Source organism: Bacillus sp. DU-106 (assembly GCF_004799705.1).
In the GTDB taxonomy this organism is placed as follows: domain Bacteria; phylum Bacillota; class Bacilli; order Bacillales; family Bacillaceae_G; genus Bacillus_A; species Bacillus_A cereus.
The window spans coordinates 4392287-4406886 of sequence record NZ_CP026607.1 but is presented as its reverse complement, the minus strand read 5'-3'; the positions used below and the strand labels follow the sequence as shown (position 1 = coordinate 4406886).

Sequence of the window (14600 nt, the reverse complement as noted above, 5' to 3'; positions counted from 1 at the left end):
TGCCTATGTAGTAAGTTACAGGAGGACGATAGATGAACATTTGGCAACTAGCGCTGCAAAATATAAAAGGAAATTGGCGTAATTATAAAGTGTTTTTCTTAAGTAGTTGTTTTGCAATATTTGCTTCTTACGCATATATGTCTGTCATTGTGCATCCGTATATGCAAGAGACGATGTGGTATCAAAACGTACGTTGGGGACTTATCATATGTAATGTTATAATCATTTCTTTTTTCGTCATATTTATTTTGTACTCTACTTCTATTTTCATAGAAGCACGTAAGAAAGAATTAGGGTTATATATGTTAATGGGAGCAACGAAGTCTAACGTAATAGGAGTAATTATGACCGAGCAAATATTAATTGGAATTTTTGCTAATATTTTCGGTATAGGGCTGGGCTTGATCTTTTTAAAGCTCTTCTTCATGGTATTTAGTATGTTACTGGGGCTTCCGAAAGAACTCCCTGTGATATTTGACGTAAGGGCGATTGGTGTAACATTTATTACATATATGGTCGTTTTTATTTTGTTATCTTTTATAAGTGCTTTACGTATATGGAATATAAAAATCATTCGGTTATTGAAAGAATTTCGAACAGATAAAAAAGAGAAGAAAACATCAAAGTGGCTTTGTTTATTTGGTTTTGCTTGTTTAGTGGGCGGGTATGCGTTGGCGCTACAAGTGACGATGACTACGATAGCAATATACTTTTTCCCTGTGTCTATACTTGTCTTTTTTGGAACGTACTTTTCTTTTACACATGGAGCTACCCAAGTGTTAGAAATGATAAAGCGAAATAAAAAGATTATGTATACATATCCGTATTTATTTATAGTGAATCAATTGTCACATCGAATGAAGGAAAATGGTCGCTTTTTCTTTCTGATGTCTATGGCAACGACGTTTGTAGTTACAGCAACAGGTACGGTGTTCTTATATTTTTCTAGCATGCAAGATATGTGGCGAACTGGAGGGGTACACTCGTTTTCGTACATAGAAAAAGGTATTTCTACTCATGAAGTCTTTGAGGAAGGTGCGGTTGAAAAATTACTGCATCAATATGAGTATGATGATTTTCAATATATGAGTTTTGTTGGAGTTTATGCATCCTTTCAGTCTAATAAGGGAGAAACAACAATAGTACCGCTTATAAAAGAAAGTGAATATAACCAAGAAGCAAGGAAACAAAGACAGAAAACGTATCGTCCTAAAAAAGGTACAGTGACACTCGTTTATTATAATAAATACAATAATTCGAATGTATATAATCAAAAAGAGATTCAATTGCAAGTAATGAATCAACCATATCAATTCGTATTTAACGGTCAGAAAGAAGGGGTTCAATTTAACCATCACCCTTCGTACATTAATGGTCTGTTCTTCGTTATGAATGATGAAGATTTTGACAGTATAGCAAATCAGGTTCCTGATTCTGAAAAAATGATATATAGAGGCTACACATTATCAAATATCGAAAAGACGAAGAAATTAAATGAAGATTTACGGAGACATATAAAACAAGATAATAATAATGCATTTCGAAGCAATATGGAGTTGTATGTAAATATGAAAGAAGGCGGCGATATTACTCTATTTGTAGGCTCATTTATTAGTATATTATTCTTTCTCACTTCATGTAGTATCGTGTATTTTAAATGGTTCCATAATATTGCATCGGACCGAAAGCAGTATGGTGCACTCTCTAAACTTGGAATGACGAAGGAAGAAGTATGGAAAATTTCTCGTTGGCAATTATGTATGCTATTTTTTGCGCCAATTATAGTAGGGAGTATGCATAGTGCAGTTGCATTATATACGTTTCATAATACGCTTTTTATGGATGGATCATTCAGAAAAGTAGGTTTGTTCATTCTGTTTTATATCGCAGCATGTATCATTTATTTCTTCTTCGCTCAAAGAGAGTATAAGAAACATTTAGACTAGCGAATGCTAGTCTTTTTTAAATATTCGAAATTTACATAGAAGAATATAAAAAAGTATGGTATAACAGTAAGAAAACGAAAAAGAGGGGAAAAGACGATGATTCGAGTAGGATATTTAGGACCAGAAGCAACATTTACAAATATGGCGGTGAGTCGTTTTTTTCCGGAAGCAGAGCATGTACCGTATCGAACGATTCCAGATTGTATAGATGCAGCTGCAAATGAAAATGTAGACTTCGCAGTTGTACCGTTAGAAAATGCAATAGAAGGTTCAGTGAATATAACGGTTGATTACCTTGTACATGAGCAGCCGCTTTCCATTGTAGGAGAAATTACAGTACCAATTCAGCAGCATTTACTTGTACATCCGCAGTATGCAGAAGTGTGGGAAGAAGTATATGCAGTGCATTCTCATCCGCATGCCATTGCACAGTGCCATAAATTTTTAAATGAAGAATTAAAAGGAGTAACTGTTCGAGATATGACATCTACAAGTGCTGCTGCACAATATGTGAAAGAACATCCTGAAGAGAAAATTGCCGCTATTGCAAATGAAGCGGCTGCAGAAAAATACGGATTAACAATTGTGAGACGTAGTATTCATACGCATAAAAATAATCACACACGTTTCTTAGTACTCCATAAGAAAAAGAAAGCAGTACTCCCGAATAACGGAGAGAACCGCGGAGAGAAAACGACGCTTATGATAACGTTACCTGCAGATTATGCAGGTGCCCTATATCAAGTGTTATCAGCTTTCGCATGGAGAAAATTAAACTTATCAAAAATCGAATCGCGTCCGATGAAAACAGGTCTTGGAAATTACTTTTTCTTAATCGATGTCGATAAAGCATACGATGACGTATTATTGCCAGGCGTAACGATGGAACTTGAAGCACTCGGTTTTTCTGTTACTGTACTGGGGAGTTATTCTTCTTATTGGTTGTAAGATGTAGATGGAATATTTGTATTTGCCTAATCGTCCATATCATTTCATTGCCTAGTATATTTTTTGATAGATTAATAAAATCCCACCTGCAAAAGGTGGGATTCTTTATCCCGCTATTTGCCGGGCAGCCCGATTGGTGAGGGCTGATTAAAGTTTCACTTTATTTTAACTTCGCAAGACGATCTTCTAATTGACCACGCCAAATATCAGCTAGTTCTGGAACAGCAAGAATCTTCTCGATGCCATCTTTATCTTTTCTATTATGAAAATAAATTTCGTTAGAGAATAAAACAGAAACATTGCTTGATGGACGTTCTAGTAATGTAATTTTTGAATCTTTACGTACAGTACCTTCTTGAAGAACGCGGCATAGGTAGCCAGTAAATCCAGTTGCTACAATACGCGGCAGTATGCCAGGGATGCCAAGACGTTTTGAAATTGTGCTACAAGGTACGCGAGCTTGCGTTACTTGAATGATTGCTTCGCCTAGTTGATATGTATCTCCGATGCATACGTCATGCTCTAACATATTTGTTACGGTAATGTTTTCACCAAATGTGGAAGCGGGAAGCGTAGTTTGAAATTCCTCTTCCCATAGTGCGTAATGCTCGTGTGGGTACACACAAACAGCGCGATCAGGTCCGCCGTGATGTTTTAAATCCGCTACGTCATCACCACGAAATCCGTCTTTTGAGAGAAAGGCCTCTTCTGTAGGATCTTTACATATACCTGTTATCATTTCTTTATCTTCGCCATATTTCATTTGTTTCGGTTTGCCAATGCTAAAGTGAACGAGTTCAATTCCCATATTTGATCTCCTTTACGATTGATTACAATATTATAGCATTAAAAAAGCACAGAGAATGATAAAAACTCTGTGCTTTACATTAATAAACGAGAAATCCTGCTTTATCTAACGCCTCACAAGCAGCATCTAATTTTTCTTTAGAATCTGCCTCGATTGTATGTAAGTGAATACCATCTGTTAGTTGTGAAAGATAGGAAGCATTTGTGTTTTCGATTTTTTGTAAATATTGCTCTACATCAAAGCGATTGCTTACCATAATGGAGGCTGTTAAGTCACCGTATACAGGATGCTCAACTTTTACGTCTTTAATCGTAACGCCATGGTCAACAAGCATTGTAAGTTCCTGACGTACTTCTGCTGGTTTATGTTGGCATACGATTACGCGTTCAAAAGTTTGTTGCTTCTCTTGTGGCTTTAAATATAAATAACCTTGAGCAGTCGCAATAATTGGTTCGTTTCGTGCTTTAAGCAAGGAAATATCTTGCACGATAACTTGTCTACTTACGTTCGTCTTTTTCGATAGTTCATTCCCCGATAACGGTTCATTTGCAGCAAGAAGCCACTGGAGGATAAGTTGTCGTCTTTCTTCACCTAAAATCTTTTTTTGTTCATTTTGTTTCATTATGATTTAACACCTCTATAAAATTGATTTCCAATTGTGTGTAGTGCATGAATAGTAGTATCAATTTGATCTTTCGTTGTTTGTTGTCCGAAAGAGAAGCGGACATATTGTTTTGCCTCTTCATACGTTTTTCCAATTGCAAGCATAGTTTTCGAAGGTTCTTGTTTACCGACTTGGCAAGCACTTCCGGTGGAAATGGCGATACCATGGCGATTACATTCTAGCATAGTATATTGACCTTCTATTCCTTTTATTGTAACCCCAACAATATGTGGTAAACAAGAAGTAGAATGACCTTCTACTTCAATTTCTAGCGGAAGTGTTTGTATTTGCTCTAAAAAGTAGGATCGTAACTCTTTAAAACGTAAACTTTCTTCCCATTGAGTTTTTAATATATTTTCAGCAGCTGTTAAAAAAGATGCGATGCCGGGAACGTTCACTGTACCTGGGCGAAATCCTTTTTCGTGAGAAGTTCCTGGAAATACTTGTTCCCAGCGAGTTTGCGGATTTATGTAGCAAGCGCCGACACCTTTTGGTCCGTATATTTTATGTGCTGAAACAGAAAGACTATCAATCCCCATCTCAAAAACATGGATAGGCAGTTTACCAAACGTTTGCACACAATCCGTATGAAATAAAACATTATATTTTTTTAAAAGTGCCCCGATTTCTGTAATGTTTTGAACGGTTCCGATTTCAGAGTTTCCATGCTGTATACTTGCTAGCACAGTATCTTCCGTAATAGCTGCCTCTAAATCTACTAAACAAATGAGTCCATTTTTATCAACAGGAATTTCAGTGATCGTATAGCCTTTTGATTTTAGAGATTGAAAATAACTTCGAATGGATGCATGTTCCATAGGTGTCGTAATAATATGCTTCTTATTTCGGGCATTTAGAAGTGATTGAATCGCAAGATAGTTCGATTCCGATCCACCGCTTGTGAAAAATACTCCTTGTTCTTTGCCTCCAATCATTTCCGCAAATGTTTTTCGGCAAACTTGTAATAAAGAAGAAGCCGTTCCTCCAATATCATGTAAACTTTGTTCATTTCCGAAGTATTGCGATGCTGCTTTCATATATGTTTGTAACGCTTCCTCGCTCATAGGTGTAGTAGCTGCATAGTCAAGATATATCATCATGTAAGTTCCTCTCTCTAGTAAGAGTTACATTTCTTTTACTTTTTAAATGGTAGTGAAAATAAGAATTATAAAAAAACTCTTGTCATTATTTTAAAACTATGTAAATATAGGTGTCAAGACAGTTGAAAAGTGTAAAGTAGGAGGCAACAATTATGCCAAGCGCAGATGTCTTAATTATTGGAAGTGGCGTTGCGGCACTTCGTGTTGCAAAAGAGATTTGTCACGAAAAGAATGTGATTATTATCACAAAGGAGACGGAACGTAATAATAATACACATTTAGCCCAAGGTGGAATTGCCGCAGCGGTAGCTACATACGACAATCCTAATGATCATTTTGAAGATACGCTAGTAGCAGGGTGTCATTATAACAATGAAGAAGTGGTCCGTTATTTAGTCGAGGAAGGACCGAAAGAAATTAATAACCTTATTGAAAATGGAATGAAATTTGATGGAGATGAAACAGGTCCTCATCTTGGAAAAGAAGGAGCGCATCGAAAACGTCGTATTTTACATGCAGGTGGCGATGCAACAGGAAAGAATTTATTAGAGCATCTTATTCAAGAAGTAGCTCCATACGTTACGGTAGTGGAACAGGAAATGGTGCTCGATTTTATTATAGAAAAAGATAAATGTGTTGGGGCTTTAACTCGCAACAATAAAGGAGAATTGAAACGTTACAATGCAGATTATACGGTGTTAGCTTCAGGCGGTATTGGCGGTTTATACGCCTTTACTTCTAATGATGAGACGATTACAGGCGATGGACTTGCAATGGTGTACCGTGCAGGCGGAGAGCTTGTAGATTTAGAGTTTATACAATTTCATCCGACGATGTTATACGCGGGTGGGCGTTGTTCTGGTCTTGTGTCCGAAGCTGTTCGCGGAGAAGGAGCTGTCCTTGTAAATGGAAAAGGGCAGCGCTTTATGATGGATATACATTCCGAACAGGATTTAGCGCCTCGTGATGTAGTCGCAAGGGCTATTCATGAACAGCTACTTGCGGGTGAAAAAGTGTACTTAAACATCGAAATGATTCAAAACTTTGAACAACGCTTTCCGACCGTGTCATCGATATGTAAAACAAATGGAGTCGATATAAATAAAAAACTTATTCCAGTCGTGCCTGGTACTCATTTTCACATGGGCGGCGTGAAAACGAACTGTGATGGAGAGACGTCTATTCCGAACTTATACGCAGTCGGTGAAGTAGCTTGTAACGGGGTTCATGGTGCAAATAGATTAGCGAGTAATTCATTATTAGAAGGTCTTGTGTTTGGAAAAAGAATCGGACGACACATTTTATCTAGAGAGACAAAAGAAAAGGTGAACATGCTAGCCGAAAAGGAAGCAAAGTTTATCGTTCTGAATCATTTACCGACGAAAGAAGAAATACAAAAATGCATGATGAAATATGTTGGGATTGTGCGAACAGAGCAAAGTTTATCTTATGCGAAGAGATGGCTTAGTAAGTATGGTGTTCGAAATATGATATTACAACATGATGTTCTTACGAATGAAGAGATAACGCTTATTAATATGTTAACGGTTTGTGAGCTTATAGTTGTGTCAGCCTTGCAAAGAGAAGAAAGTATTGGCGGGCATTACAGGAGTGATTATCCAGATAGAAATATAGGAAAGAAAGAGATTGTTCGAGTAAAGAGAAAACGACAACTTGTGTGATGAGGGGAAGAGGGGCTTTATGAACACGATAAAAGTTAAAGAAGCATTAAATCGATTTTTTTTAGAAGATATAGGGGAAAGAGATGTAACATCTCAGCTTATTTTTCCAGATAACTTGCTTTCGAAAGGAACATTTCTTGCGAAGGATACAGGGGTCTTTGCAGGACGTTTAGTAATTGAATCAGGATTTAAATTAATTGATGAGAGAATTGAAGTAGAGCTTCATAAAAAAGATGGGGACCTTGTAGAAAAAGGCGAAATCATTGCAACTGTGCAAGGTCCAATTGCATCGTTATTAACAGCAGAGCGCGTTATATTAAATGTTATTCAGCGTATGAGCGGAATAGCGACGATGACGCGTAAAGCGGTTCTTGCTTTAGATAGCAGTCATACTCGCATTTGTGATACGCGAAAAACGATGCCAGGACTACGTATGTTTGATAAGCATGCAGTCGTGTGCGGCGGTGGATTTAATCATCGCTTCGGTTTATATGATGGTGTCATGATTAAAGACAATCATATTGCGTTTGCTGGTTCTATTACAAAAGCTGTTACATCAGTGAAAGAGAAGTTAGGACATATGGTGAAAGTAGAAGTAGAAACAGAAAATGAGGAACAGGTGAGAGAGGCTGTTGCTGCTGGTGCTGATATTATTATGTTCGATAATCGTACGCTAGATGAAATCCGGGAGTTTTCAAAAATTGTACCAAGTGCTATCGTTACAGAAGCTTCAGGGGGCATCACAATTGAAGATTTACCGAAATACGGAAAAACAGGAGTAGATTATATTTCACTTGGAGCGTTAACACATTCAGTGAAAGCACTTGATATTAGTTTCAATATTGAAGGATAAGGAAAGTGGCTTAGAGGGGAGAAACGTATATGAGTATTTTAGAACAAGTACAGCCAATTGAAACGATGTTACCAGAGCGTTATTACACGATGTCAACGGAAGATATGGAAAAGCGTGTTCGTGAAATTAAAGAGAAAATGGGGAAAATGTTATTCATTCCAGGGCATCATTATCAAAAAGATGAAGTGGTACAATTTTCAGATGCAGTAGGGGATTCACTTCAGCTTGCGCAAGTTGCAGCGAGCAATAAAGACGCAAAATATATTGTGTTTTGCGGGGTGCACTTTATGGCGGAAACAGCAGATATGTTAACGACAGATGATCAAGTTGTCATCTTACCAGATATGCGTGCAGGTTGTTCGATGGCGGATATGGCAGATATTGAACAAACAGAAAGAGCATGGAAAGAGCTCACGAAATTATTTGGAGATACGATGATTCCGTTAACATATGTGAACTCTACAGCTGCAATTAAAGCGTTTTGTGGTCGTAACGGAGGAGCAACAGTAACATCTTCTAATGCAAAGCAAATGGTATCTTGGGCGTTTACTCAAAAAGAACGTCTCGTCTTTTTACCAGACCAACATTTAGGGAGAAATACAGCGTACGATTTAGGTATCCCGTTAGATAAAATGGCAGTATGGGACCCACACACAGATTCATTAGAGTACGATGGGGATATAGAAGAAATTCAAGTAATTTTATGGAAAGGGCATTGTTCTGTTCATCAAAATTTTACAGTGAAGAACATTGAGAGCGTACGAAAAAATCATTCTGATATGAATATTATTGTACATCCAGAATGTTGCTATGAAGTTGTAGCTGCTTCAGATTATGCAGGCTCAACGAAATATATTATTGATATGATTGAATCAGCGCCATCTGGTAGCAAATGGGCGATTGGTACAGAAATGAATTTAGTGAACCGAATTATTCAGCAACATCCAGATAAAGAAATTGTTTCACTTAATCCATTTATGTGTCCGTGCTTAACGATGAACCGAATTGATCTGCCTCACTTATTATGGGCACTTGAAACGATAGAAAGAGGAGAAGAAATTAACGTTATTAGCGTAGACAAACAAGTAACGGCAGAAGCGGTTCTTGCATTAAATCGTATGTTAGAGCGTGTGTAAAGCAACGGTATTCCTGTTGCTTTTTTTCATACATATAATCATAACGAGAACGAAATGGGCATACATTGTTTTGAAGAAATCATTGTGGTTCTTTATGCTTATTCCGCTTCGAATGATATTGAAAATCGAAGAAGTGATAAAAGTGAAAAGAAGTTAATGTTATTTAGAAAGAGTTACTTCATGAGATTTGTTACTTATAGATAAGTTATACAGGAGGGGGAAAATTTGAAAATTCATATCGTGCAAAAAGGGGATACCCTTTGGAAAATTGCGAAAAAGTACGGAGTGGATTTTGACACGTTGAAAAAAACAAATACACAACTTAGTAATCCAGATTTAATTATGCCAGGTATGAAAATTAAAGTGCCATCCAAGAGTGTTCACATGAAACAACAGGCTGGAGCAGGTTCAGCGCCTCCAAAGCAATACGTAAAAGAAGTGCAGCAAAAAGAATTTGCAGCAACACCAACTCCGCTTGGAATAGAAGATGAAGAAGAAGTTACGTATCAATCAGCACCAATTACACAGCAGCCAGCTATGCAACAAACACAAAAAGAAGTGCAAGTAAAACCGCAAAAGGAGATGCAGGTAAAGCCGCAAAAAGAAGTACAGGTGAAACCACAGAAGGAGATGCAGGTAAAGCCACAAAAAGAAGTACAGGTGAAACCGCAAAAAGAGGTGCAAAAAGAACAGCCAATTCAAAAAGAAAAACCAGTTGAAAAACCGTCTGTTATTCAAAAACCACCTGTGATAGAAAAACAAAAACCGGCGGAAAAAGAAAACACGAAGTTTTCGGTAAATGTATTACCGCAGCCGCCACAACCACCAATAAAACCGAAAAAAGAATATAAAATTTCAGATGTAATAAAAAAAGGAAGCGAGTTAATTGCTCCTCAAATTAGTAAAATGAAACCTAACAATATCATTTCTCCGCAAACGAAAAAAAACAATATAGTATCGCCGCAAGTGAAGAAAGAAAATGTAGGAAATATAGTATCGCCGCAAGTGAAGAAAGAAAATGTAGGAAATATAGTATCGCCACAAGTGAAGAAAGAAAATGTAGGAAATATAGTATCGCCGCAAGTGAAAAAAGAAAATGTAGGAAATATAGTATCGCCACAAGTGAAGAAAGAAAATGTAGGAAATATAGTATCGCCGCAAGTGAAAAAAGAAAATGTAGGGAATATAGTGTCACCGCAAGTGAAAAAAGAAAATGTAGGGAATATAGTGTCACCGCAAGTGAAAAAAGAAAACGTAGGGAATATAGTATCGCCAAATGTATCGAAAGAAAATGTGGTTATTCCACAAGTCATACCGCCAAATATTCAAATGCCAATCATGGATAACAACCAACCACCGAATATAATGCCAATCATGGATAACAACCAGCCACCGAATATAATGCCAATCATGGATAACAGCCAGCCACCGAATATAATGCCAATTATGGATAACAACCAGCCACCGAATATAATGCCAATTATGGATAACAACCAGCCGCCGAATATAATGCCGATTATGGATAACAATCAAATACCGAATATGATGCCGATTATGGATAACAATCAAATGCCGAATATGATGCCGATTATGGATAACAATCAAATGCCGAATATGATGCCGATTATGGATAACAATCAAATGCCGAATATGATGCCGATTATGGATAACAATCAAATGCCGAATATGATGCCGATTATGGATAACAATCAAATGCCGAATATAATGCCGATTATGGATAACAATCAAATGCCGAATATGATGCCGATTATGGATAACAATCAACCACCCAATATGATGCCCTATCAAATGCCGTATCAACAGCCCATGATGCCGCCGAATCCGTATTATCAACAACCAAATCCATATCAAATGCCATATCAGCAAGGAGCGCCGTTTGGACCGCAATATACGTCTATGCCCAACCAGAATATGATGCCAATGGATAATAATATGCCGCCGCTTGTGCAGGGTGAGGAAGATTGTGGATGCGGAGGAGAAAGTAGACTATATAGTCCACAACCAGGCGGTCCGCAATATGCGAATCCTTTATATTACCAACCAACTCAGTCTGCATATGCACCACAGCCAGGAACGATGTATTATCAACCAGATCCACCGAATGTATTTGGAGAGCCCGTTTCAGAAGAAGAGGACGAAGAAGAAGTTTAAAAAGGCGGGAGTATTCCCGCCTTTTTTACATTCCTGTTAATTAAGAAAATGAAGTTTTTTTATGAAGTGCTAGAAAATTCCCAGTGAAATATTAACAGTGTAAAAACCTTCTCGGTTACTCATCATAAGAGGGAGCTTTTCAGTAGAGAAGCTCATTCTAACAGAGGGGGTTTTTGTATTGAATACGAAAGTAAAAGTGATTGCTGCTTCTTTGTTAGTTACCAGTGCATTAGCTGCATGTGGTACACCGAAAGATAACAATGCAATGGATGGACGTAACTACAATTACGAGCGTACATCTTATAATGATACACACCAGTATCGTGATAATGTGACACGTAATGATCGTTATACAGATTATGTAACATATAGAAATGGTCGTAACGATACAGGATACAATTATTATCGAGATGTAAATTACAATGGACAAATTGCTAATCCGCATCCAACTCGTAATATTACAATGAACAATTCATACATTAACAATGATGGTAAAACAGCTGAAAGAATAACAAATCGTGTGAAACGTATGAATAACGTAGACCGTGTGTCTACAGTTGTATATGGAAACGATGTAGCGATTGCGGTAAAACCACGTAACACAGTGACAAATGAAACGGCGATGGCTAACGAAATTCGTCAAGCTGTTGCAAATGAAGTTGGAAACAGAAACGTATATGTTTCTGTAAGAAATGATATGTTTACTCGTGTCGATGCAATGAGTACGCGTCTACGTAACGGTACAGTTACAAACGATTTTAATCGTGACATAGTGAATATGTTCCGAGACATTCGTTACGGTTTAACTGGTACAGTGCGATAACAAAACAAAAGAGGAAGGGATAGCCCTTCCTCTTTATTCATCGTTGTCTTGTAAGCGACGTTTTTTAATAAAATAACTAACGGAATAAGAAACTAAAAAGCATATGAAAAGAATACTACCTGTTGAAATAGCTTCAAATAGAGGTCTTTCTGGACTGAAAATAATATAAATAATAGCCGTAACGATTCCTACAATAAGGGAGTGGAAGACAAGTTTGTAATAAGGAGTTAACTGTATTTCCTTTTCGCCTTCTTCTACATCGATTGAAACACTTAACTGTAAATAAGCAAGTAAAATACTTGTAAACATAAATAATAGCCACAATGGAGATTTCGTAATTTGATCAATGCCTTCAGTGAAACCGATATAGCCTAAAATTCCAACTACGCCAATGTATTGAAAAAGAAAGACAATACGTATGTTTTTTAACATTTGAAGAATGAGGCGTTCATCCTTTATTTTTTTCATAATATTCATCCCCTGCTTATTATGATTTCGCTGTCACATTAATTGTAACATATATATTACAATTATCAATTTATAATTTACATAAAATAATTTGGATGAAAGAGGAAATAAAATATTTTTATAAACATGTTGCACTTATACTTTATTAATGTTATATTAGCAAAGCGATGAGCTAATTTACGTAAGACGAGAGATATGCTTAAGTGCTAAACACGCGAATGTGGTCGCCTGGTCTCTCGCCGTAAACGCATCAAGACGCCTGCTTTGCAGGCGTCTTTCATTTTATATAAAAGTAAATGATACATGCAGATGAGGTAAACCCTTATCTGCATTTTTTATTTTTCGAAAGAAATGTAATATGGATAAAACCCCCATTTCCGGAAAAACTACTAATGAAAGTATGATCTTGCCTAAAAGAGGTGAACGGAAATGAAATGGATACTGATTGCGATGCAAGCTTTCGTTATGATGTTTTGTTTCGTTTATGGAACGAATGTGAAGGCGGAAGGGCCAGTATCAGAAGTAACGAAAAAAGAACCTGAGGTTACAATTTTATTAGAGCGTATGTATGTTGATGGCGAAGTAAGCGAAGAAATACTTACAGAAAAAGTGACGGATTTAGAAAAGTTTTTACAGCAGTATAAAGAATGGCAGCTCGTTGATCGTGATGATGTACAAATTGTATTGCAAAAGAAAGTTGATGATATTTCTCCGTTATTGAAAACGAGCGGGTATTTTGGTGTTTCAGAGGAAGGGATATTACAAATTTTCAAAGGTGTACCGAAAAGTGATAATGCGATCCATTCTTTCTTTCAAATTGATATGAAAAAGCTTGAGAGCTATGAACGTGCGAAATTGAAACGTGGCATTCGTATTAAATCAAAAGAAGGTTTTGTGAAGACGATTGAAAAAATGAAGCAATACGCAGTTCAAAGTAAGAAAAAAAGCAGCTCATGGTGAGCTGCTTTTTTTCTTATTTGTTTTTAGCTAAAATTTCTTTTGCGATTTCATCAATTAGCATATCTTTTCCGATTGGATTGAATGCTTTCGTATTGAAGACTTCATTTGATACTTCATATACGTGATTATTTTTAACTGCTTTATTGTCTTTCCAAACGGCACTGTTTTTGTAGTCTTCGTAAACTTTATCAGCTTCGCCGCCGAAGTTTACAATAAACATTTGGTCAGGCTGGAATGCAACTAGACCTTCTAGTGATACTTGCGCCATCGTTTGTTTTAAATCCGTACCTTTTGTTGCTGGAAGTTTTAAGTCATTAAAGATGATGTCACCGTATCCGAAGCTACCGTATACACGGAAGTTTTGTGGTGTAACTGCAACGAACATAAAGTTCTCATCTTTTGTTTTCTCTTTAATTTTTTTAGATAAAGAGTCTGCTTTCTTATCGTAGTCTGCAATCCATTTGTCTGCTTTCTTCTCTTCGTCAAATAGCTTACCTACTTCTTTAAACTTACCACGCCAGTCTTCTAAGTTTGTTTCTAGAACAACTGTAGGTGCAACCTTTTCTAGTTGATCATAAATTTTTAATTGACGGTTGTTTAAAATAATTAAGTCTGGTTTTAAAGCAGTAACAGCTTCTAAATCAACTTTAGGTGCCCAGTACCAACCTACTGCTTTTACTCCATCTAACTTGTCTGTTAAGTGATTTTGGATTTTATCTTTATATGTATTTGCTGTACCAACAGGTTTGTGTCCAAGAAGTAATAGTTCTTCTGTTGATCCAGATAAGTCAACAATTCTCTTTGGATTTACTGGAATTGTAGCTTCACCTTTAGCATGTTTTACAACTTTTGTTTTCGGTTGTTCTTTTGCCTTCGATTCTTCTTTTTGAGAAGAACAGCCAACGATAGAAAGAACAACGAGCATAATAGTAAATAAAATAAATAGCTTACGTTTCATCCTGATGTAACCCCTTTAATTAGTATTGATAATCATTATCGACTTCTGTATATTAAGGTGCTTTAACCTTTCTGTCAATGGA

Annotated in this window: 12 protein-coding genes and 1 pseudogene; 8 read left to right on the top strand and 5 right to left on the bottom strand. The window is 36.8% G+C overall.

Going from position 1 to position 14600, the window contains the following annotated elements; all coding sequences use genetic code 11:
* Positions 1–32: 32 nt before the first annotated feature.
* Together C3Y97_RS22415 and pheA are read left to right on the top strand one after the other, a co-directional pair.
* Complete coding sequence (locus C3Y97_RS22415) at positions 33–1946, top strand: ABC transporter permease (protein ID WP_001028683.1); 1914 nt, start codon at positions 33–35, stop codon at positions 1944–1946.
* A 96-nt stretch (positions 1947–2042) separates the two neighbouring features.
* Positions 2043–2894 carry a prephenate dehydratase gene (pheA, locus tag C3Y97_RS22410; protein WP_000621705.1) on the top strand — a complete coding sequence of 284 codons (852 nt, stop codon included), beginning with the start codon at positions 2043–2045 and terminating at the stop codon, positions 2892–2894.
* Between the two features lie 160 nt (positions 2895–3054).
* On the opposite strand, the gene C3Y97_RS22405 is transcribed toward pheA, so the two are convergent.
* The 3 genes from C3Y97_RS22405 to C3Y97_RS22395 all read right to left on the bottom strand — a co-directional run bounded on the left by C3Y97_RS22405 (position 3055) and on the right by C3Y97_RS22395 (position 5466).
* Complete coding sequence (locus tag C3Y97_RS22405) at positions 3055–3702, bottom strand: MOSC domain-containing protein (protein WP_000510666.1); 648 nt, start codon at positions 3700–3702, stop codon at positions 3055–3057.
* Positions 3703–3781: 79 nt separating this feature from the next.
* Positions 3782–4324, bottom strand: a complete 543-nt coding sequence (locus C3Y97_RS22400; protein WP_000812275.1) for a transcription repressor NadR — start codon at positions 4322–4324, stop codon at positions 3782–3784.
* Positions 4324–5466 (bottom strand): IscS subfamily cysteine desulfurase, encoded by a 1143-nt coding sequence (locus C3Y97_RS22395; protein ID WP_000973777.1) that lies wholly within the window; start codon positions 5464–5466, stop codon positions 4324–4326. The genes C3Y97_RS22400 and C3Y97_RS22395 overlap by 1 nt, the downstream gene beginning before the upstream one ends.
* A gap of 152 nt (positions 5467–5618) precedes the next feature.
* On the opposite strand from C3Y97_RS22395, the gene nadB reads away from it, so the two are divergent.
* The 5 genes and pseudogenes from nadB (at position 5619) to C3Y97_RS22370 (ending at position 12132) form a co-directional block, all read left to right on the top strand.
* Positions 5619–7148, top strand: coding sequence for an L-aspartate oxidase (nadB, locus tag C3Y97_RS22390; RefSeq protein WP_100655102.1), 1530 nt, complete (start codon positions 5619–5621; stop codon positions 7146–7148).
* A gap of 19 nt (positions 7149–7167) precedes the next feature.
* A complete protein-coding gene (gene nadC, locus C3Y97_RS22385; RefSeq protein WP_121868086.1) occupies positions 7168–8001 on the top strand; it encodes a carboxylating nicotinate-nucleotide diphosphorylase in 834 nt (277 codons plus the stop codon).
* A gap of 29 nt (positions 8002–8030) precedes the next feature.
* The gene (gene nadA / locus C3Y97_RS22380; RefSeq protein ID WP_000025342.1) at positions 8031–9137 is read left to right on the top strand and encodes a quinolinate synthase NadA; all 1107 of its coding nucleotides are present in this window, start codon (positions 8031–8033) and stop codon (positions 9135–9137) included.
* A gap of 225 nt (positions 9138–9362) precedes the next feature.
* A pseudogene (safA, locus tag C3Y97_RS28500) lies at positions 9363–9519 on the top strand (SafA/ExsA family spore coat assembly protein); the annotation flags it as partial.
* Between the two features lie 1968 nt (positions 9520–11487).
* Positions 11488–12132 (top strand): YhcN/YlaJ family sporulation lipoprotein, encoded by a 645-nt coding sequence (locus tag C3Y97_RS22370; protein ID WP_001093536.1) that lies wholly within the window; start codon positions 11488–11490, stop codon positions 12130–12132.
* 33 nt (positions 12133–12165) lie between these two features.
* Here the strand turns inward: C3Y97_RS22370 and C3Y97_RS22365 are convergent, their stop codons facing one another.
* Positions 12166–12600, bottom strand: coding sequence for a hypothetical protein (locus C3Y97_RS22365; RefSeq protein ID WP_000721223.1), 435 nt, complete (start codon positions 12598–12600; stop codon positions 12166–12168).
* Positions 12601–13029: 429 nt separating this feature from the next.
* On the opposite strand from C3Y97_RS22365, the gene C3Y97_RS22360 reads away from it, so the two are divergent.
* The gene (locus C3Y97_RS22360) at positions 13030–13560 is read left to right on the top strand and encodes a BofC C-terminal domain-containing protein (protein WP_136363650.1); all 531 of its coding nucleotides are present in this window, start codon (positions 13030–13032) and stop codon (positions 13558–13560) included.
* A 13-nt stretch (positions 13561–13573) separates the two neighbouring features.
* Here C3Y97_RS22360 and C3Y97_RS22355 read toward each other — a convergent pair whose 3' ends face one another.
* Positions 13574–14518, bottom strand: a complete 945-nt coding sequence (locus C3Y97_RS22355; protein ID WP_000823606.1) for an iron-hydroxamate ABC transporter substrate-binding protein — start codon at positions 14516–14518, stop codon at positions 13574–13576.
* Between the last annotated feature and the right edge of the window lie 82 nt (positions 14519–14600).